The sequence below is a fragment of the Halomonas sp. C22 genome, assembly GCF_007655045.1.
GTDB classification, from domain to species: Bacteria; Pseudomonadota; Gammaproteobacteria; order Pseudomonadales; family Halomonadaceae; genus Vreelandella; species Vreelandella hamiltonii.
Genome location: NZ_VBVC01000004.1, coordinates 26,474 through 47,391, shown reverse-complemented (window position 1 = coordinate 47,391; position 20,918 = coordinate 26,474). Strand labels below are relative to the sequence as shown.

The following is a 20,918-nucleotide window of genomic DNA, read 5'->3' as shown; positions in this document are numbered from 1 at the left end:
ATGGCACTGCCTACGGCTATCAAGCTGTTTGAAATGGCCCCTCGAGACGGGCTGCAGAACGAACCGGGCACCCTGGTGCCCACTGCCACCAAGATCGCGCTGATCGAGCGCCTGGCAGCGGCCGGCCTGCGGCATATCGAAGCCGCCAGCTTCGTTTCTCCCAAGTGGGTACCGCAGATGGGCGATGCCGCCGAGGTGATGCGCGGCCTCAAGCGCCAGCCCGGCGTGGTGTATTCCGCCCTCACGCCAAACCTGAAGGGGCTGGAAGGCGCTCTGGACGTGGGCGTCGAGGAGGTCGCCGTGTTTGGCGCCGCCTCGGAAGCGTTCTCGCAGAAGAACATCAACTGCTCGATCACCGAGTCGCTGGCACGCTTTGAGCCAGTGCTCGCGCGGGCCAACGAGGCAGGCGTGCGAGTGCGTGGCTACGTATCCTGCGTGCTGGGGTGCCCCTACGAAGGGGACATCGCCCCGCAGAAAGTCGCCGAGGTGGCGAAAGCGCTCTACGACATGGGCTGTTACGAGATTTCCCTCGGGGACACCATCGGTACCGGTACGCCGCTGGCCGCCAAGCGCATGATCGAAGCCACCGCCCAACACGTGCCCATCGAACGGCTGGCCGCGCACTTCCATGACACTTACGGCATGGCCATCGCCAACCTGTACGCCGTACTTGAAGAGGGCGTCAGCGTCATCGACGCCGCCACGGCAGGCCTCGGTGGCTGCCCCTATGCCAAGGGCGCTTCCGGCAACGTGGCCATGGAAGACGTGCTGTACCTGCTGCAAGGACTCGGCATCGAGACCGGCATCGACCTGCAAGCGGTGATCGACACCGGCGACTGGATCACGCGGCAGTTGGGCCGCCAACCCAGCGCCAAAGTGGCGCTGGCCAGAGGGTGCACACAGCGCACTCCCGGCTAGTACGGCCCGGCCCTAATAATTAAAAACGCTTCACTTCCCGTTCAGACAACAAAAAGATTTCGGAGAGACTCACCATGGCATCATCTGCACCGCTTTCCAGCGCCCTGCCCAGCTACACCAGCAGCACCGCCGACAAACCCTTGCTGGGCATGACCATTGGCGACAAGTTCGACCAGATTGCCGCCCAATACCCGGACAACGACGCGTTGATCGCGCTGCACCAGAACATTCACTGGAGCTACCGAGAACTGCAGCGGGAGGTGAATCGCTGCGCTCGGGCCCTGCTTGCCATGGGGGTCAAGAAAGGCGACCGGGTCGGCATCTGGGCACCCAACTGCAGCGAGTGGACGCTGAGCCAGTTTGCCACCGCCAAGATCGGTGCCATTCTGGTCAACATCAACCCCTCTTACCGTACCCACGAGCTGGAGTACGCGCTCAACCAATCCGGTGCACGCTTTTTGATCACCGCCCACCAGTTCAAGAGCTCCAACTACACCGCCATGCTGTACGAGCTGGCCCCCGAGCTGAACCACTGCGCCGAAGGGGCGCTGAACGCCCATAAGCTGCCGCAGCTGCAGTGCATCATCAACCTCAGCGACGAAAAGCACAGCGGCATGTGGCGCTGGGCCGACTTCATTGGCCAGGCCGACACCGTCAGCCAGACCGAAGTGGACGACCTGCAGGCCACCCTGCAGTTCGACGACCCGATCAACATTCAATACACCTCCGGCACCACGGGGTTTCCCAAGGGTGCCACGCTCTCCCACCACAACATTCTCAACAACGGCTTTTTCGTGGCAGAGAGCATGGGCTTTACCAGCGCCGACCGGCTGGTGATCCCCGTGCCGCTCTACCACTGCTTCGGCATGGTCATGGGCAACCTGGGCTGCATGACCCATGGGGCCGCCATGATCTACCCGGACGAAGGCTTCGACCCCGGTAAAGTCCTGAAAGCCGTCCATGAGCAGAAAGCCACCGCCCTCTACGGTGTACCCACCATGTTCATTGCCGAGCTCGAACACCCCGACTTCGCGTCGACCGACTTTTCGTCGCTGCGTACCGGGATCATGGCTGGCTCCATCTGCCCTGCCGAAATCATGAAGCAGGTCATCGACAAGATGAACATGAAGGGCGTGCAGATTGCCTACGGCATGACCGAGACCAGCCCGGTGTCGACACAGACCGGCGCCAACGACACCATCGACAAGCGCGTTTCCACCGTGGGCCGCACCCAGCCCCACCTGGAAAGCAAGATCGTCGACCCCGGCAATGGCGGCATTCTGCCCCGTGGTGAAATCGGCGAGCTGTGCACCCGTGGATATAGCGTGATGCTCAAGTACTGGAACAACGACAAAGCCACCGCCGAAGCCATCGACGAGGCAGGCTGGATGCACACCGGCGACCTGGCCACCATGGATGACCAGGGCTACATCCAGATCGTGGGACGGATCAAGGACATGGTGATTCGCGGCGGTGAAAACGTCTACCCGAAAGAGATCGAAGAGTTTCTGTACGCCCACCCGGCCATTTCCGAAGTCCAGGTCACCGGCGTGCCCGACAAGAAGTATGGCGAAGAGCTGATCGCCTGGGTGAAGCTCAACGCCACCGCGGGCGAGATCACCGGTGAAGACCTGCGCGAATACTGCAAGGGCAAGATCACCCACTTCAAGATCCCACGCTACTTCAAGTTCGTGGATGCGTTCCCCATGACCGTCACCGGCAAGATCCAGAAATTCAAGATGCGCGAAATCTCGATAGAAGAGCTGGGCCTGGACGAGCAGAAGTAGCCGCCATGGCAAAGCCCCTGGCGCATCACTACGATCAGGGGCTGCGCGACCAGGAGATCCTCCAGCAGTTGCGCAGCCATTATCCTGAGGGTCCGACGCTGCACCAGCTCGCGCCACTGGACCAACTGCATATCGGTGGCCTGGCCGCCTCGGCCAGGCTGTTGGCCCTGATTGAGCCGCAAAGCGAGGTGCTGGACATCGGTGCCGGGCTGGGCGGGCTGATGCGCCAGGGCGCGGCCATGGGCCTGCACATGACCGGGCTGGATATCACCCACCGCTTCAGCGCGCTCAACCGGGCCATCAGCCAACTCACCCCCACCCCCATGGGCGGAAAATTGCGCTGGGTGACGGGAAATGCCAGCGCTCTGCCGTTTACCGACGCGAGCTTCGATGCGGTGGTGTTTCAACACAGCCTGATGAACATGCCTGACCCGGAAAAAGTACTGGCCCAGTGCCGCCGAGTGCTGCGCCCCGGCGGGCAGCTGGTGATGCACGAAGTGGTGGGCGGCCCGAACCAGGCGGCGCTGCGCTACCCCGTGCCCTGGGCGGAAGGGCCCGAACATTCACACCTGCTCAGCCTGGAAGCACTGACTACCCTGCTGCAACGGCAAGGCTTCACCTTGCAACACCACGAGGATTGGAGCCAGACCGCCCTGGCCTGGCGCCAGCGTCAACGCCAAAAGGAGCAGACCGCCCAGCCTGCGGTCGTCTCGCCCCAGTGGGTATTTGGCGAGCGCTTCCTGACCATGGGCAAGCACCTGCTGGAAAATCTCGCTCAACAGGCAATTAACGTGGTGGAAATCAGCGCCCGTTGCTAACCTGTAACGGTTGGCTCGATAAATGGCGACAATCACGCATAACGACAAGGTCACGATCAAGGACAAGAGGAACGCCAATGAACCGCCTGGCAAGCACCCTGTTCCTGACGCTGGTGAGCGCCGCGCCCTTCGCCACTGCCCTGGCAAATGACGATACGGCACTGCTTGCCTATGCGGCCCCCGACGGTGAGTGGATTCGGCTGGATAACGGCGTGGTGCTGGAAGGCAGCGACCTGAGCAGCCTGGACACCAACACCACCGGCTTTCGGCTGACCGCGGGCTTCAGCCCCGAACGGCTGCCCCGGCTGGATATCGGTGCCGAGATCGCCTATCGCGAAAGTGAAGAAGTCCCCATTACTTCCCAGATGAACCCGCTGCTCATGGACACCCTGAGCCTGGGTGGCGCCTTGGTGGCAGGCGTGCGCATGGGCGCCGTCAGCATTTATGCCAAGTCCGGCTTCACCGAGTGGCGTGGTGAAGCGTACCAGCCCCAGGCCGATGATGGCGGCACGGCGCTACTGCAAGGCTTCGGCGCCACCATGACCATCAACCGGTTGATCAGCCGTTTCGAGTACGAGCGTATCGATGCACCCACGCTCAGCCACCTCAATATGCTCAGCGCTTCGCTACACCTGCCGTTTTAATCCCAGTTTTCGATGCTGCCAGCCGAGATGTCTCTTGACCCGGCATTTATCCGTGTTAATGTACTAGCGTACTAGTACATTAACACGGATTACATCGACCGCTGGTGACTCACTCATGACCCTCTCTCCGTCACATTATCAGACTGAGCTGGTACGCCATCTGGTGGCCATCGAGACCCCCGAGGCCATGGACGCTGCGCTGGCCAGCCTGCTGACACCAGCGGAGTACCAGGAAATCAGCAAGCGCCTGCAGATTTTCAAGCTGCTCAACGAAGGGGTGCCCCACCGCAAGATTGCCGACACCCTCGGGGTCGGTATTGCCACGGTATCCAGGGGCTCTCGCGCACTGAACCAGTCATCTTCATCACGGAACGACCCTTTATGAGCACTCACACTCAGGCCAACACCACTGGCCCAACGCCGTTTACACTGCCTCGTAAACCGCACTACGTGACGCTGGCGGCAGACTGCGACTTCTTCGCCCTGTTTCAGAAAATCGAGCGCCGCTTCGACACCTGCTACATGCTGGAGTCGCTGGGCGAAGATAGCCATATGGCACGCCACTCGATCATTGGCTTCGATCCCGAATATACGCTGTACGCCAATGGCCACACGCTGACCATCGAGAACCGCGACGGTCAGGCCGAGCAGTACACCAGCGAGAACCCCTACGAGCTGCTGCGCAGCCTGATTCCGCAGAACATCATTTCCCGCAAGTATGCCGGCGGCCTAAGCGGTTATCTGGGCTACGACGCCATGCAGTACTTCGAGCCTTCGCTGACGCTGAAAGCCAGCGACGACTTCGATACCTTCCGCTTCGGGCTTTACAAGGATGGCTTGATCCTCGACAAGATGACCGGGGAAGTCACCTACTTCTACTACGACAACAGCCGCTATGATTTTCTGCAGACACTGATCGAAGCAGCAGACGAGCCTGCCGGGGCGCTCAGCATTACCGCGCTGGGCGACACCATGAGCAAGGCCCAGCATGCCGAAGCCGTGGCCAAAGTGAAGCAGGACATCATCGACGGCAAGGTGTTCCAGTGTGAAGTGGGATTCAAGAAGCGCTTTCGCATCCAGGGCGATACCCTGGCGCTCTATGACCAGCTGCGCACCATCAACCCGTCACCGCAGATGTATTACGTCAAATTCGGTGAACAGAAGCTGATCGGCGCCAGCCCCGAACTGCTGTTTCGCCTGCGCCAGGGCGAAATGGAAACCTTCCCGCTGGCGGGCACCACGCTCCGTGGCCAGACCCCCCAGGAAGACACGCAGCTGGCCCGCGCACTGCTCAACGACCCGAAGGAGATCGCCGAGCACAACATGATCGTGGACCTGCACCGCAACGACATCGGCCGCGTGGCCCAGTTTGGAACGGTGAAGGTACGCAGCCTGATGGACATCAAGCGGTTCAGCCATGTACAGCACATCTCCAGCGAGATCGTCGGCATCATCGCCGAAGGCGAAGACATGTTCTCCGCCCTGGCCAGCAACTTCCCTGCCGGAACGCTGACCGGCGCTCCCAAGATCGAGGCCATGAAGATCATCGACGACCTGGAAACCGACGGTCGCGGCCCCTATGGCGGCGCAGTGGGTCAGTTTTCCTTCAATGGCGACTGCACCTTCGCCATTCCGATTCGTACGGTGTTCGTCAACGGTGAACGCGCCTACGTGCAAACCTGCGGCGGCAACGTCTACGACAGCAATGCCGAGGATGAGTACGAGGAGATTCGTCGCAAGTTTGCCGGTACCCGCAAGGCGCTAGCCCCCTTTATGAGCACGGAAACGGAGAGCCCCGCATGAAGGTGCTGATCATCGACAACTACGACTCATTCACCTACAACCTCTACCAGTTCATCGGTGAAATTCTCACTACCGAAAAGAATCGCGGGGAGCTGCCGCATTTCGAGATCGTGGTGAAGCGGAACAACCAGATCGACTTCAAGGCCATCGAGGCCATGGCCCCGGACCGCATCATCATTTCGCCGGGGCCGGGCTCGCCGGACGACCCGCGCTACTTCGGGGTGTGTGCCGAGGTCATCGAAAAACTCGGCAAGACGACGCCACTGCTGGGAGTGTGCCTGGGCATGCAGGGAATCGTGCATGTCTTTGGTGGCAAGGTGGTCAAGGCACCGCTACCCATGCATGGCAAGATCAGCCCCATTCACCACGATGACCGCTCGGTGTTCCAGGGCGTCCCCGACCAATTGGAAGTGATGCGCTACCACTCCTTGATTGCCGACGCCACCACCCTACCCGAGTGCCTGGAAGTGACCGCCACGGTCGGCGCGCTGACCGCCAAGCATTTTGCCGAGCGCAGCGCCTGGCAGGCCGCAGGCGAGTTCGAGCTGATGGGCGTGAAGCACCGCGACTACCCCATCCACGGCATTCAGTTTCACCCGGAGTCGTTTGCCACCGAAGGCGGCAAGGAACTGATCGCCAACTTCCTGTTCAACTCGGCCAAGGTTGCGTAAGCGCCAGAACAGCCGCCAGACAGGCCAGGTTGAGCACCACCGTGACCCAGAATACTCGCCGAAAAGCGGTTTTCTGGGTCTTGTGGCGCAGCTGCTGCTGAGCGCACCACGCGCCTGGCCAACCCCCTAACAGCGCCAGCCAGTGCAGCGTTTTTTCGCTCACCCGCTGGCGCTTCTTGATCGCCGCCCGCTTGTCCCATGCATAGGTGGCATAAGTCACGACGCTGGCCGCTGCATAGAGCGCCAGCCCGAAAAGCATCCATGAGTTCATGATGGGCCCTGGCTGACTATTTGCGCCGGGAAGAGGGCTTACCGGCGGCTGTTCTGCCCCCGCCAGGTCGACCACCCTTGATGGCACTCTTGCCCGCGCCCGGCTTGCCACCGGGTTTACTGCCGGGCCTGCCCTTGCCTTTGGCAGCCGGTTTTCCCGTTGGCTTTGCTTTGGCGCCTGGCTTACCCGACGCGACTACTTTCCCCTTGGAGTCCTGACGGCTCTTGCCACCCGAACGGGCACCTGGTGAGGCCTTTTTCGCTGCCGGTGGTTTACCTTTCGCGCCATGTCTGTTGCCGCTGTAGTCAGGCCTGTCGCTTTTTTTCTTCTCCGGTGCGGCTTGCGAGGTTTCGGTCAGGGCAATGATGGTCTCGATCTCACGGGGCGTCAGATCGCGCCAGTCGCCCAGCGCCAGGCCTTTCAGGGATACGTTCATGATGCGTGTACGCACCAGTTGCGTCACTTCGTAACCGAAGTATTCGCACATACGGCGAATTTGACGATTCAGCCCCTGCACCAGCGTAATATTGAAGACGAAAGTAGACTCCTTGACCACGCGACACTTTTTGGTCACCTGGCCAAGAATGGGCACCCCGCCCTGCATACCGGCAATGAACTCATCGGTGATCGGCTTATCCACCGTCACCACGTACTCTTTCTCGTGATGATTGTTGGCGCGCAGAATCTTGTTGACCAGATCGCCATTGTTGGTAAGAAAGATCAGGCCCTGGGAGTCCTTGTCCAGCCGTCCGATGGGAAAGATACGCGTGCCGTGCTTGACGAACTCGACGATGTTGTCCTTCTCGGCAGACTCCGTGGTGCTGACGATGCCCACCGGCTTGTTCAGCGCGATCAATACCAGGTCTTCTTCTTCCTGCGGTTCGATCTCCTGGCCGTTCACCTTGACCCGATCTCCCGCCACCACCTGATCCCCCGTGGTGGCCCGGCGACCGTTGATATAGACATTGCCCTGCTCCACGAAGCGGTCGGCTTCGCGGCGGGAGCACAGGCCGCTTTCACTGATGTACTTGTTGATACGGGTAGAGGTTCTTAACGGCATAAAGCGCTACGTCATCCCATTGGGTTAAAAAGAGGAGCCCGGCTGCTGGAGGAAGGCGACTTCTTCAGGTGTGGAGGGCCTGCCCAGCACCTCATTGCGATGCGGGTAGCGCCCAAAGCGTTCGATAATCACACGATGGCGCTTTTCAAAGTCGAGGTTGTTTTCCAGGCCCGGCTGGTCAAACAGCTGCATGGCCACGGCATGAATGGCAAGCGACTCGCTGTGCATGTAGGGCATGTATAAAAAGCTGCGCTCCACGGTGGAGAGCGACTGGTCTGCGCCGCTGGCCACCGCTTCCTGGGCCAGCGCCAGTGCCAATGCATCATTGGCAAAGGCCTGTGCGTCGTCACGGTGAATATTGCGGGAAAACTGGTCCAACACGAGGATCTCCGCCAGCCGCCCATGGGCCGTCCCGCGCCATTCAAACAGCTCGCAGGCTGCTGCTCGCTCCAGCAGTGGGCCAAAGCGCTCGCCAATCTGTCGATCCATATTCGCGTCTTTCTTGAACCATTGAGCGGGCTCTAAGGTTTGAAACCAGAAGACCATCACGGCCTGAGCATCTGCGTGCATGGTGCACCTCCCCTGGAGTGCGTCGATAAAAGCTCAACGAAAACAGCAGCCCAACATAAACAAAAGCGCCGCCACCCGAGGAGTGACGGCGCTGGCCCACGGTGCGACTAGCCGGTATTGCGCAGCCCGGCAGCGATGCCTGCCATGGTGACCATCAGCGCCCGTGAGAGATCGGCGCTGATGGCGCCGTCAGCATCCCGGTTACGCTGCAGCAGCTCGGCTTGCAGGCCGTGGAGCGGGTCGATGTAAGGGTTGCGAACATCGATGGCCTGACGGATCAGCGGCGTATTCTCCAGCAGCCGCTCCTGCTGAAGAATGTCCAGCACCACCAGCTCCAGCCGCGCAAAGCGTTCTCGCAGCTGCTTGCCCAACGCCTTCAGCGCAGGCTCGTCGACCAGGCGATGCTCGTAATAAGCCGCAATGGCCACATCGGCCTTGGCCAGCAACATCTCCAGCATGTCCAGATAGGTGCCAAAGAATGGCCACTGAGTGCGCATCTCTTGCAGCACTTCCAGGCCGCCCGGCTCCTCAAGGCGTCGGGCAAAGGCCTCACCGCTGCCCAGCCAGGCGGGCAGCATCAGGCGAATCTGCGTCCAGGCAAAGATCCAGGGGATCGCCCGCAGCGTTTCCACGCCGCCATCCTGGCGACGCTTGGCGGGCCGCGAACCCAAGGGCAGCCTGCCCAGCGCGCCCTCGGGCGTCACCGCGCGGAAATAGGGGACAAAATCCGGGTCTTCACGCACCACGCCCACGTAAGCCGCGTGGGCAACCTTGGCCAGCTGGTCCATCTCTTCGCGCCAGTGCGGTTGTGGTGCAGGCGGCGGGAGCAGCGTGGCTTCCAGCACCGCGCAGGCGTAGATCTCCATGGAGCGCAGCGCAATGTCCGGCTGGCCGAACTTGAAGCGAATCATCTCTCCCTGCTCGGTCACCCGCAGGCTGCCGTTCACCGACCCCGGCGGCTGAGAGAGAATCGCCGCATGGGCCGGGCCGCCACCACGGCCTACCGTACCGCCTCGGCCATGGAACAGCGTCAAATCCACGCCGTGCTTCTCGCACACGTTGACCAGCGCTTCCTGGGCGCGGTACTGCGCCCAGGCCGCCGCCAGTTGCCCGGCATCCTTGGCAGAGTCGGAGTAACCGATCATGACTTCCTGACGGTCCTGAGTGAGCGCTCGGTAACCCGGCAGCGACAGCAGCTGATCGATGACAGCACCGGCGTGGTCCAGGTCGTTGAGCGTCTCGAACAGCGGCGCGATGGGCAGCGTCACTTGGCCGCCCACCTCTTTCATGAGTAGCGCCACGGTCAGTACATCGGAAGGCTCGCCTGCCATGGAGATGATATAGGTACCCAGCGCTTCGGCATGCTCCTGGGCAATCACCTTGAACGTATCCAGCACTTCCCGTGATTCGGCGGAACACTCCCAGCGGCGCGGGATCAATGGACGGCGCGAGGCCAGCTCGGAAAGCAGGAACTCCTGACGCTGGGGCTCGCTCCACTCCTGATAATGACCAAGGCCCAGGGCACTGGTGAGTTCTTCCATGACCTGGGCATGGCGGCCCGCTTCCTGGCGCAGATCCAGCTTGGTCAGGGTAACGCCGAACACGGCGACCCGTCGCAGCGTATCCAGCAGCGCGCCGTTGGCGATAGTGTCCAGCCCCACATCGCACAGCGAGCGATAGCAGGCCAGCAGCGGCGCATACAGCTGATCGCGGGTTTCGATGATGGGTCCGCCATCGTAGTTGCGCCCCTCCAGCTGTGCCTTGGCCCAGTCACGGGTGGCTTCCATCCTGGTCAACAGTCGCTTGAGCAGCTCCCGGTAAGGCTCGGCGACATCGCCCACTTCGGCCTTCAAGGCGCTGTTGGCCTTCCACATGGAAAGCTCGGTCTTCAACTGCTCCAGATCGCGCAGATAGAGGTCTGCCGCCATCCAGCGTCCCAGCAGCAGGACTTCCTGGGTCACCTTCGCCGTGACATTGGGGTTGCCGTCGCGATCACCCCCCATCCACGAGGCGTAGCGAATGGGCGCCGCATCCAGCGGCAGGCGCTCGCCTGCCGTTTCCAGCAACAGGCTATCCAGGTCGCGGTGAAAATCGGGCACCGCCTGCCACAGGGAGTTCTCGATGACCGCAAAGCCCCACTTGGCCTCATCCACCGGGGTGGGGCGTTCGTGACGAATCTCGTCGGTGTGCCAGGCCTGGCTGATCAGCTCTTCCAGCCGCCCCTGAGCGCGGGCGCCACGCTCCGGGTAATCCTCGGAGCTTTCAATGGCGGTCAGGCACTCGTCGATGGCGTCATACTTCTGAATCAGGGTGCGGCGAATGACCTCGGTGGGGTGGGCAGTGAGCACCAGCTCCACGCGCATGTTGGCCAGGGTTTCGACCAGTTTGCGGGGGGAGTTGCCCGCCTGCTGGGCGCGACTGAGCAGTTCGCCCAGCACCGGCTGGGTGCCTGGCTTGTAATCCTCCACGCGACGAAACCGGGCGCGGTAATGCTGCTCGGCGATGTTGGCGAGGTTCAGGAACTGGTTGAAGGCACGGGTGACCGGCAGCAGGTCGCGCTCGGGAAGCTGGCGCAGATACTCGATCAACTGCCGCTGTTGAAGGGTGTCGCCCTGGCGACCCCGCTTGGCATGGGCACGAATGGTTTCAATCTTGTCGACGAACGACTGGCCCAGATCATCGGCGATGGTACGCCCAAGACTGTCACCCAGAATACGGACATTATCGCGCAGCGACTCGTGTAGATCATGGCTCATTGGCGGGGCCTCCTTGCGGGGTCGCGTTGATATGGTGAGATATTAGCGTTGTTCTTGGGCTTTCGCGGCTTGCCAGTGGTGTTCCATTTCTTCCAGGGTCGCCTGACCCAGCGGTCGCTCGGCCCTGGCAAGTGCGCCTTCGACATGGCGAAAGCGGCGCTCGAATTTGCTGTTGGTCTGGCGCAGGCACTGCTCAGGATCGGCCCCAAGGGTACGCGCCAGGTTGGTGACCGCAAACAGCAGGTCACCCACTTCTTCCTGCGCATGCTGGCGGTCGCCGGCGGCCAGCGCCTCTTCGACCTCGGCCAGCTCTTCACGAATCTTGTCCAGCACGCCGCGGGCATCGGGCCAGTCGAAACCCACTCGGGCGGCACGCTTGGAGAGTTTGGTCGCCCTGCTCAGCGCAGGCAGGTTACGCGGTACATCGTCGAGCACCGATACCTCTTCGACGCTGCGCTGCGCGCGCTCTTCGGCCTTGAGCGCTTCCCAGCGGCTGTTGACCTGCTGGGTTTTGACGGCGTCTGCGCTCATGCCAGGCGGGCGGCGAGACGCCAGCGTCCCCTCTGGAAACACATGCGGATGGCGACGCAGCATCTTTTCCGTCAACGTATGGACGATATCGTGGAAATCGAAGCGCTGCTCCTCGGCGGCGAACTGGGCGTAATAGACCACTTGAAACAGCAGGTCACCCAGCTCTCCGGGCAGCTCATCGAAAGCACGCCGCTCGATGGCATCGGCAACTTCGTAGGCTTCTTCCAGGGTATGCGGCACGATGGTGTCCCAGTGCTGCTTGACGTCCCACGGGCAGCCCTGCTGCGGGTCACGCAGCACGGCCATCAGCGTCAACAGGTCTTCCAGGCGGTAGCGCATCAGGCCCCTCCTTTACGGGCACTTTTTTCGGGGTCGGCGTTACGCAGGCGGCGAACCTCGGTCACGTTGGGCAACTGCTGAATACGCGAGAACAGCCGTCCCAGGGACTCCAGGCCATCCACCTCCAGGGTGATGCGCAGGCGGGCAATGCCCTCGTCGGTATCGGTCAGCGTGTTGACCGCCAGTACATTGACCTTTTCATTGCCCAGCAGGCCCGTGACATCGCGCAGCAAACCCGAACGGTCCCAGGCCTGAATCTCGATGGTCACCGGGTAGCGGGTATGGGCGCGCTCGCCCCACTCCACTTCGATAATGCGCTGAGGCTCCTCCATGCGCAATTGGAGAATATTGGTGCAATCCTGACGGTGCACGGTGACCCCACGCCCTTGCGTGATGAAACCGACAATCGGCTCGCCGGGCACCGGTCGGCAGCAGTTGGCCATGCTGGTCTTCAAGTTGCCCACGCCCAGCACGGTAATGTCGCTTTTGGTGGCCTTGCTGGGCTGGCGGCGAGGCTTGGCCAGCAGTCGGTCCAACTGCTCCTGGTCATCGGTCTCGCCAAACAGCTGCTGCGCCTGATGCAGTACCTGGCCTATCCGCAGGTCACCGGCGCCCAACGCGGCGTACATGTCGTCAGCGTTCTGGTAATTGACCGCCTTGGCCAGTTTTGGCAGGTCGAGCCCTTCCACATCCAGACGACGCATTTCACGCTCGAAGAGCGTGCGCCCTTCGTCCAGGTTCTGGTCCCGGGCCTGATGTTTGAACCACGCCTGGATCTTGGCCCGCGCCCGCGAGGTGCGTACGTAGCCCAGGCTGGGGTTGAGCCAGTCGCGGCTGGGGCCACCCTTGGTCGCGGTGAGAATCTCGATCTGCTGGCCAGTCTTGAGCTTGTAGGTCAGGGGCACGATACGCCCATTGACCTTGGCACCTCGGCAGCGATGGCCTATTTCGGTGTGTACCCGGTAGGCAAAGTCGATGGGAGTAGCGATACGCGGCAGGTCGATCACGTGGCCGTCAGGGGTGAAAACATAGATTCGGTCCGGCGCCACGTCGCTGGAGAGCCCCTCGCGCAGGTCTCCAAAGCCGCCCACTTCGTCCTGCCACTCCAGCACCTGCCGCAGCCAGGCGATCTTTTCTTCGTAGCTGCGACTCTTGGCATTGGTATCGTGGCCCTTGTAGCGCCAGTGGGCACACACCCCAAGCTCGGCCTCGTCGTGCATACCGAAGGTGCGGATCTGAATTTCCAGCACCTTGTTTTCCGGTCCCATGACCGCCGTGTGCAGCGACTGATAACCGTTTTTCTTGGGGTTGGCGATGTAGTCGTCGAACTCGTTGGGCACGTGGTGCCAGCGGGAGTGGACGATACCCAGCACGGTGTAGCAGTCGGTGACTTCGGGTACCAGAATGCGCACGGCGCGCACGTCGTGGACCTGGGAAAAATCGATCCGCTTGCGCTTCATCTTGCGCCAGATGGAGTAGATATGCTTTGCCCGGCCACTGACATCGTAACGATGGATATGCTGGGCTTCCATGAGGGTCTTGAGGGTTTCGACCACATCGTGAATATAGCGGTCGCGGTCCAGGCGCTTCTCTGCCAGCAACTTGGCAATCGCCTTGTACTCGTCCTCATGCAGGTAGCGGAACGAGAGGTCTTCCAGCTCCCACTTGATCTGGCCAATGCCCAGGCGGTGGGCCAGCGGCGCGTAGATATCGGCCACTTCCCTGGCCACCTGAAGGCATTTTTCCCGGGGGGCGTCCTTGACCTGACGCAGCGCGCAGGTGCGTTCGGCAATCTTGATCAACGCGACTCGTACATCTCCCACCATATTGACCAGCATTTTGCGCAGGTTTTCCTGCTGGTTATGCTGGCTCATGCCATGGTTGGGCGCCAAGGGGTAGCTGATGGCGGCCATCTGCAGTACGCCATCGATCAGCTTCGCCACTTCATCGCCAAAGCGCTTGGTCACCGCGTCGAGGCTCAGCAACCCTTCGCGCACGGCGCGATACAGCACGGCAGCTTCCAGCGTGGCTTGATCGAGCTTGAGATCCGCCAGAATATCGGCCATTTCCAGCCCCATGCGAAAACTGGAACCTGGCGACAGCCACACACGATGGGTGCGGGGAGCTTCTCGCTCCAACTGGTCGGCCAGCTCGCAGGCCTGAAGCAGGCGCTCGGGCTCACGCAGGCGCACATCTTCCTGAAGGCGCGTTAACCATTGTTGTATGTCCACCTTTCCGCTTTCTGTCAGCGGCTGGTCTTCACGCACTTTCACCATGACAATGACTCATCCTTTTGGGTGGCGGCTTGCTGCAAATGGCACGCTAGCCCGTATATTCAAACAGCATCAGCGTTTCCATGTGCGCCGTATGTACGAACATGTCGGCCACGACAACGTGCTTGATAGCATACCCTGCATGCACAAGATGTGCCGCATCGCGAGCCAGGGTTGCCGGGTCGCAGGAAACATACGCGATCTTGGCAATGCGATGGCGGCCCAGCGCCTGACACACCGCCTCGGCACCGCTACGCGGCGGATCCAGCACCAGCGCATCCACGGGGTGCTGCCGCAGCACCTTGGCCACGGCCTCGGCATTGCTGAGATCCGCTTGTTCCGCGCTGACCGCCAGGACTGCATCGGCATCGCGGGCGTTATGGGCATTGTCGCGCAGCCGTTCGACCATGCCTTGGCTCCCTTCGACCGCATGAACGCGGGCGCCTGCAGCGGCCAACGGCAGGCTGAAATTGCCGATACCGGCAAACAGATCCAGCAGCACCATGCCGGGCTTGGGCGCCAACCAGCCTACCACTTGTGCCACCATCTGCTGGTTCACCTCGGCATTGACCTGCAAAAAATCTCCCGGCACAAAGTCAAGCGACAGGTTGGATGGCAGTGTGCTGGCGTCGATGCCCAGCGCCTGCATGTCAACGCGCTCTCTCAGCAAAGGTGGCGCACCATACCAGTGCAGCTGGGGCTCTTCGCGCCCCAGCCAGGCACCGACATGTACCTGGTGCTGCTCAGCGAAACGCTGCCAGCGCAGCTCATCGTCAGACTGTGCCTTCAACTGACGCACCAGCACTACCGTCGCATCCGGGGTCGCCAGCAGTTCAAGGTGGCCGACCAAGCGCGGGGCTTCCAAGCTCGCCAACAGCGCTCGCAGAGGGGCAATGAGCGCCTGCAAGGCAGGCACCAGCACTGGACAGGCGTCGATATCTACCAGCCGATGCGTGCTGGCGGCGCGAAACCCCAGGTGCACCTTGCCCTGGCTATCCACCTTGACACCCAGCCTCGCCCGACGGCGATACGCCGTGGTCTGCCCGTGGAGCAAGCCGATGGCATCATGGGCCAGGCCCTGCCGTGCCAGCAGCTCAGCGACCACCTCACGTTTGTGATGGCGCTGGGTGTCGAGTGCCATATGCTGCAAATCGCACCCTCCGCACTGGCCAAAGTGGGCACAGGGCGGCGTCACGCGCAGGGGCGAGGGAGTCAGCAGAGTTTTGACATGCGCCTCATCGAAGCGTTTGCGGGTCACATGGACCGCGACCTCCACTTCCTCGCCGGGCAGCACCCGGTCGATGAACACGGTCTTCCCGGCAGCGTTGTGGGCCACCCCTCGGCCATCATGGGCCAGCCGCTCGACGACCAGCGGCGCACCGGAGAGCTCGCCAGTCTGCTCTTTTGCGGCTCGCCCACTTGGCGTGCGTGCCAGGCCCGAATGGCCCGAGGCGGGGCGTGGAGGCCGCCGCTTACCCAACATGGCCATTCATACCTCCGGGGCGAACAAGCCCGTGGAGAGATAGCGATCACCACGGTCACAGACGATGAACACGATGACCGCGTTTTCGGTTTGTTCGGCGATGCGCAGCGCACCTGCCAGGCTGCCGCCGGATGAAACCCCTGCCAGAATACCCTCTTCCCGGGCCAGGCGACGCATGTGCTCTTCGGCTTCCTGCTGGGCGATGTCCAGCGTGACATCGACTCTCGGCGCTTCGAAGATGGCGGGCAGGTACTCCTGGGGCCAGCGGCGAATGCCGGGAATACTGGCGCCATCGGCCGGCTGCAGCCCGACGATCTGCACGGCCGGGTTCTGCTCCTTGAGATACCGTGACACGCCCATGATGGTGCCCGTAGTACCCATGGAGCTGACGAAGTGTGTGATCTCACCGTCGGTTTGCCGCCATACCTCCGGGCCGGTGGTGCGATAATGCGCCAGCGGGTTGTCCGGGTTGGCAAACTGGTTGAGCGGCTTGCCCTCGCCTCGGGCAATCATGGCGTCGGCGATATCGCGTGCCTCTTCCATGCCCCCCTCCTTGCTCGCCGAGATGAGCCTGGCGCCATAGGCCGCCATGGCTTGCTTGCGCTCGGCGGAAGCATTTTCAGGCATGACCAGCACCATCTTGTAACCCTTGATGGCGGCCGCCATGGCCAGCGCAATGCCGGTATTGCCCGAGGTCGCCTCGATCAGCGTATCACCGGGACGAATGTCACCACGGGCTTCTGCTTCGCTGAGCATCGACAGCGCCGGGCGGTCCTTGACCGAGCCTGCCGGGTTGTTGCCCTCCAGCTTGGCCAGCAGCGTATTGTTGCGGCCTGCCGTGATTCTTTTCAGACGTACCAGCGGTGTGTTGCCGACCACATCTTCAAGCGTGGGATAATTCATCACACATTCCTTATCGTAACCGTTATGCTGCATTATATCGGTGCTGCCCATGCCTGGACAGGCAACCTTCTGGATTCGATGAGCTTCTTTCATGTCTTTAAACACGCGCCTGCTGTTTGCCCTGCTGGGTTTTCCACTGTTGGTGTATGCCATGATGGCGTTTCTGTTCGTCTTTCACGCCGACGCCACAGGCCGTGCGGTACTCGAGGAAAGGCTGGTCGGTACTGGCGAGCTGTTGGCTCCCAGCCTGGGCGAGGCCATGGCCGATGGCGACTCGCAACGCCTGGAGAGCCTCGCGGGAAAACTGCTCGAACAGCGCCACCTACGAGCCGTCACCCTCTTCGATGAACAAGGCAATCGCCTGCTGGTGATGGGTACCTCGCTGCCACCCCCGGCTCGACTGCACGCCCCGGAAACGACGACCATCGCCATGGAAGACGATCTGTGGCGCGTTCAGGTACCGCTGACCAGCGAGTCACTGAGCGGTCGTGGGCGCACGAACAATGGCTGGCTGGAAGCCGAGATGGATATCCGCACGCTGGTGCTGGAGCGCTACAAGCTGATTGCCAGCCTCAGCCTGGGCGGCATGCTGCTGGGCCTGTTGCTGTTTCTGATCGCCTTTGCCATCAGCCGCTATGTTACTCGCCCCATCGAAGAAGCCAGCCAGGCACTTTACCGACTGTCGAGAGGCGATGACCGCCTGCAGATCACTCCTGCCAACCCCATCGAGCTGCGCCAACTGGCCCAGCATATCAATCGGCTGGCGGAGTATTTCCAGCACGCCCGGCGCAACATGCAGAGCCAGATCGAGCAAGCCACCAGTGAACTCCAGGAATCCATGGAGACCATCGAAGAGCAGAACATCAAGCTTGATCTGGCACACCGCAGCGCGCTGCGAGCCAACGCCGTAAAGTCTGAATTTCTGGCCAACATGAGCCATGAGATACGTACACCGCTCAATGGCATCATCGGTTTCTGTCGGCTGCTGGGCCGCTCGTCGCTCGACAGCCGCCAAAAGGAGTGGCTGGACCATGTGCGCCGGGCCTGTGACAACCTGCTGATGCTGGTCAACGACGTGCTGGATTTCTCGAAACTGGAAGCAGACCGCCTGACACTGGAAGAAGTGGACGTGGATATCGTGGCGCTGGTCGATGAAGTGATTGGCCTGCATGCCCCAGAAGCGCAGCGCAAGCAGCTCAACCTGGTCGCCATGGTGTATGACGACGTGCCGACCCCGCTATGCGGTGACCCGCTACGCATCCATCAGGTGCTGAACAACCTGCTTGGCAATGCCCTCAAATTCACCAATGAGGGCGATGTGATCGTGCGCGTCATGCTGGACAACCAAGAGGGTCAGCACGTCGTCCTGCACATCAGCGTCAGTGATACCGGTATTGGATTGAGTGATGAACACCAGCAGCAGCTGTTCAGCGCCTTCTCTCAGGCAGAGCCCAGCCACTCCCGACAGTTTGGAGGCAGCGGTCTGGGCCTGTCGATCTGCCGCCAGCTGATTCAACGCATGGGCGGCGAGATTGGTGTCGAAAGCGAGTTGGGCAGAGGGTCGACTTTTTCGTTTACGCTCCCCCTGCTCGCCCATCAGGCAGACGAGCGCCCTCCAGAACTGGTGCTGGACAATCCGATCGTGCGTTTGCACGAACCTCACTTGCCCACTCGAAACGTGCTGGAACACTTGCTGGAACGCTGGGGCGCACGCCCTGTATCGTTCATCGATGCCGGCAATGAGGCACTGCTGATGGTCAGCCTCGAACACGATGATTTTGACGGCGAACGTAAGGGCTATTGGCAGAACATCATTGCCCAGACCCCCTGCCCAGTCATCATTCTGGCCAACACCACCAGCTTTGAACTGCCCCACTGGGACTTACCCCATGGCGGTGACATGCTCTGCAAGCCCTTCACCCGCGCCCAACTGGTCACGATGGTACGACGCTTGCTGCAGCCCACGGTACTGCCAGCGGGTCAGGAGCCGAAACCCCTGGAGCTTGCCAACAAGCCTTCCCAAGGCGCCCCTTTGACGCTGCTGATCGTTGACGACAACACTGCCAACCGTGAGCTGCTCAAGGCCATGCTGGAGAGCAGCACGCTGCGCATCGTCTTGGCTGCCAGCGGCAGAGAGGCATTGGAGTTCGCGCGCCAGCATACCGCCGACATGGTACTGATGGATATTCGCATGCCCGACATGAACGGCATTGAAACCACCAAAGCGCTGCGTCGCGTCAACGGCAGCTGGGCACGCTGCCCCATCATCGCGGTCACCGCCCACGTACTGAATAACGAACGCCAGCAGTGGCTGAGTGAAGGGCTGGACGATGTGTTGATCAAACCCATCAATGACGTACAGTTGCAGCAGCTCATGCAGCGGTTTCTGGGTATTACGCCCGACCCGGGGTATCAAGACATCACGCCAACTTCTACTGAAGCAGATACCCCACCGGCCACACCAGAGCCCTTGGCAGAACCCTTGGCAAAACCCTTGGCATTGCCCAGCGCCCTGCCTGCCGTGGATCTCGCCCTGGGGACGCGCTTGGCAGGCGGCAAGACATTATTGGCCAAGCAGCAGTTGGTCAGGCTGATCGACAGCCTGGAAGAGCACGAACGACAAATGCGCGAGGCTTTCCAGGCAGACGACCTGAACGAACTGCTGGACTGGGTGCACGGGCTGAACGGGGCCAGCCGCTACTGCGGTGCACCAGAGCTGGCCCTGCTGGTGGAAACCCTGGAAACTCGGCTACGCACCAGCGGGCTACGCCATGTCGATACGCTGCTGGAAGAGCTTTACGCCGCCATGACGCGACTTGCCCAATACCGCGATGGCTTACTGGAGTAAACAAGGAGAACGGCATGTGATGGGGGCGATCAGCGCTCCAGCACCACGAACGCCACGGCATACTCGGCTTCGTCACTGAGGGTAATGTGCGCCGTGGCGGCGCCGCTGGCTGCGAAGAGCCGCTGGGCCTCACCATGCAGGTGTAATCCGGGCTTGCCCAGCGCGTCGTTAAGCACCTGGATGTCTCCCCACTGCATGCCCTGGCGCAAGCCAAGGCCCAAGGCTTTCACGAAGGCTTCCTTGGCCGCGAAGCGCTTGGCCAGATAAGCCACCGGGCAGCCTTTGGCCCGCCATACCTGCTGCTCCTGCTGGCCCAGAATGCGTTCGGCAAAACGCTCACCGTGGCGCTCCAGGGCCTGGCTAAACCGAGCAACGCGGGCTATATCAGAGCCAATGCCAACGATCATTCAATGCCCGCAGCAGCCGTGATGGCCATCATGCTCGTCATGCGCATGCTCGTGTTCATGGGCATCCAGCGCGGCCATCAGGCCCGCCTCCTGGCCAGCAATTATCAGCCGCTTCATTTCCTGAATGGCCTCTTTCAGGCCCACAAAAAGGGCGCGCGCAATGATCGCGTGCCCGATGTTCAGCTCGTTGACACCCGGCAAGGCAGCAATGGCTTCCACATTGTGGTAATGCAGACCATGCCCGGCATTGACCACCAGCCCAAGCGAGACGGCATGGACCGCTGCTGCACTAAGGCGGTCATACTCGGCGTTGGCCGTTTCGCTGCCCGGCCGAGCTTCGGCATAGGCACCGGTGTGCAGTTCGATGGTAGGCGCTCCAGCACGCTTGGCCGCGTCGACCTGGGCTACATCGGGGTCGATGAACAGCGAGACGTCACAGCCCGCGGCTGCCAGACGCTGGCAGGCAGCGGCAATCTGTTCGAACCCACCCACCACGTCCAGGCCACCTTCCGTGGTCAGCTCTTCGCGCTTTTCCGGCACCAGGCAAACGTGGGCAGGCCGCACTTCTTCGGCCAGGGCCAGCATCTCTTCGGTCACGGCCATTTCGAGGTTCATGCGCGTGTTGAGCATCTCGGCCAGCAGGCGTACATCGCGGGGCTGGATATGACGGCGGTCTTCACGCAGGTGAACCGTGATGCCATCGGCACCGGCCTCTTCGGCCAACAGCGCTGCCTGAACGGGGTCCGGGTAACGGGTGCCCCGTGCTTGGCGCAGGGTGGCGACGTGATCGATGTTGACACCCAGTAGAATACGAGGAGGATGCATCGTGACTCTCC

At 61.6% G+C, this 20,918-nt stretch carries 18 protein-coding genes; 8 read left to right on the top strand and 10 right to left on the bottom strand.

Going from position 1 to position 20,918, the window contains the following annotated elements; all coding sequences use genetic code 11:
• The 7 genes from FEU76_RS09575 to FEU76_RS09545 all read left to right on the top strand — a co-directional run bounded on the left by FEU76_RS09575 (nucleotide 1) and on the right by FEU76_RS09545 (nucleotide 6,641).
• A complete protein-coding gene (locus FEU76_RS09575; RefSeq protein ID WP_039177129.1) occupies nucleotides 1-918 on the top strand; it encodes a hydroxymethylglutaryl-CoA lyase in 918 nt (305 codons plus the stop codon).
• Between the two features lie 74 nt (nucleotides 919-992).
• Nucleotides 993-2,705, top strand: coding sequence for an AMP-binding protein (locus FEU76_RS09570; protein ID WP_039177131.1), 1,713 nt, complete (start codon nucleotides 993-995; stop codon nucleotides 2,703-2,705).
• A gap of 5 nt (nucleotides 2,706-2,710) precedes the next feature.
• Nucleotides 2,711-3,523 (top strand): class I SAM-dependent methyltransferase, encoded by an 813-nt coding sequence (locus FEU76_RS09565; RefSeq protein ID WP_144982511.1) that lies wholly within the window; start codon nucleotides 2,711-2,713, stop codon nucleotides 3,521-3,523.
• A gap of 77 nt (nucleotides 3,524-3,600) precedes the next feature.
• Complete coding sequence (locus tag FEU76_RS09560; protein WP_039177136.1) at nucleotides 3,601-4,167, top strand: hypothetical protein; 567 nt, start codon at nucleotides 3,601-3,603, stop codon at nucleotides 4,165-4,167.
• A gap of 115 nt (nucleotides 4,168-4,282) precedes the next feature.
• Nucleotides 4,283-4,552, top strand: a complete 270-nt coding sequence (locus FEU76_RS09555; RefSeq protein WP_039177138.1) for a Trp family transcriptional regulator — start codon at nucleotides 4,283-4,285, stop codon at nucleotides 4,550-4,552.
• A complete protein-coding gene (locus FEU76_RS09550) occupies nucleotides 4,549-5,970 on the top strand; it encodes an anthranilate synthase component I family protein (protein WP_081194062.1) in 1,422 nt (473 codons plus the stop codon). The genes FEU76_RS09555 and FEU76_RS09550 overlap by 4 nt, the downstream gene beginning before the upstream one ends.
• Nucleotides 5,967-6,641: an anthranilate synthase component II gene (locus FEU76_RS09545; protein WP_144982508.1), complete on the top strand. Its 675-nt coding sequence runs from the start codon at nucleotides 5,967-5,969 to the stop codon at nucleotides 6,639-6,641. The genes FEU76_RS09550 and FEU76_RS09545 overlap by 4 nt, the downstream gene beginning before the upstream one ends.
• On the opposite strand, the gene FEU76_RS09540 is transcribed toward FEU76_RS09545, so the two are convergent.
• The 8 genes from FEU76_RS09540 to cysM form a co-directional block, all read right to left on the bottom strand.
• Nucleotides 6,619-6,912: a DUF1294 domain-containing protein gene (locus tag FEU76_RS09540; RefSeq protein ID WP_229800729.1), complete on the bottom strand. Its 294-nt coding sequence runs from the start codon at nucleotides 6,910-6,912 to the stop codon at nucleotides 6,619-6,621. The genes FEU76_RS09545 and FEU76_RS09540 overlap by 23 nt on opposite strands.
• Before the next feature lie 16 nt (nucleotides 6,913-6,928).
• Nucleotides 6,929-7,972: a 23S rRNA pseudouridine(2604) synthase RluF gene (rluF, locus tag FEU76_RS09535; RefSeq protein ID WP_144982505.1), complete on the bottom strand. Its 1,044-nt coding sequence runs from the start codon at nucleotides 7,970-7,972 to the stop codon at nucleotides 6,929-6,931.
• Nucleotides 7,973-7,996: 24 nt separating this feature from the next.
• On the bottom strand, nucleotides 7,997-8,542 hold the full coding sequence (locus FEU76_RS09530; RefSeq protein WP_039177153.1) for a DUF924 family protein: 546 nt from the start codon (nucleotides 8,540-8,542) through the stop codon (nucleotides 7,997-7,999).
• Nucleotides 8,543-8,649: 107 nt separating this feature from the next.
• On the bottom strand, nucleotides 8,650-11,298 hold the full coding sequence (gene ppc / locus FEU76_RS09525) for a phosphoenolpyruvate carboxylase (protein WP_144982502.1): 2,649 nt from the start codon (nucleotides 11,296-11,298) through the stop codon (nucleotides 8,650-8,652).
• Between the two features lie 42 nt (nucleotides 11,299-11,340).
• Complete coding sequence (mazG, locus tag FEU76_RS09520; protein WP_039177156.1) at nucleotides 11,341-12,168, bottom strand: nucleoside triphosphate pyrophosphohydrolase; 828 nt, start codon at nucleotides 12,166-12,168, stop codon at nucleotides 11,341-11,343.
• The gene (gene relA / locus FEU76_RS09515; protein WP_039177160.1) at nucleotides 12,168-14,444 is read right to left on the bottom strand and encodes a GTP diphosphokinase; all 2,277 of its coding nucleotides are present in this window, start codon (nucleotides 14,442-14,444) and stop codon (nucleotides 12,168-12,170) included. The genes mazG and relA overlap by 1 nt, the downstream gene beginning before the upstream one ends.
• A 46-nt stretch (nucleotides 14,445-14,490) precedes the next feature.
• Nucleotides 14,491-15,930, bottom strand: coding sequence for a TRAM domain-containing protein (locus tag FEU76_RS09510; protein ID WP_144982499.1), 1,440 nt, complete (start codon nucleotides 15,928-15,930; stop codon nucleotides 14,491-14,493).
• Entirely contained in the window at nucleotides 15,931-16,827 is an 897-nt protein-coding gene (cysM, locus tag FEU76_RS09505) for a cysteine synthase CysM (RefSeq protein ID WP_039177164.1), read from the bottom strand.
• Between the two features lie 91 nt (nucleotides 16,828-16,918).
• On the opposite strand from cysM, the gene FEU76_RS09500 reads away from it, so the two are divergent.
• Entirely contained in the window at nucleotides 16,919-19,675 is a 2,757-nt protein-coding gene (locus FEU76_RS09500) for an ATP-binding protein (protein WP_144982497.1), read from the top strand.
• A gap of 29 nt (nucleotides 19,676-19,704) precedes the next feature.
• Here the strand turns inward: FEU76_RS09500 and acpS are convergent, their stop codons facing one another.
• Nucleotides 19,705-20,082, bottom strand: a complete 378-nt coding sequence (gene acpS / locus FEU76_RS09495; protein WP_096923133.1) for a holo-ACP synthase — start codon at nucleotides 20,080-20,082, stop codon at nucleotides 19,705-19,707.
• The gene (gene pdxJ, locus FEU76_RS09490) at nucleotides 20,083-20,907 is read right to left on the bottom strand and encodes a pyridoxine 5'-phosphate synthase (RefSeq protein WP_144982494.1); all 825 of its coding nucleotides are present in this window, start codon (nucleotides 20,905-20,907) and stop codon (nucleotides 20,083-20,085) included.
• Nucleotides 20,908-20,918: the final 11 nt, after the last annotated feature.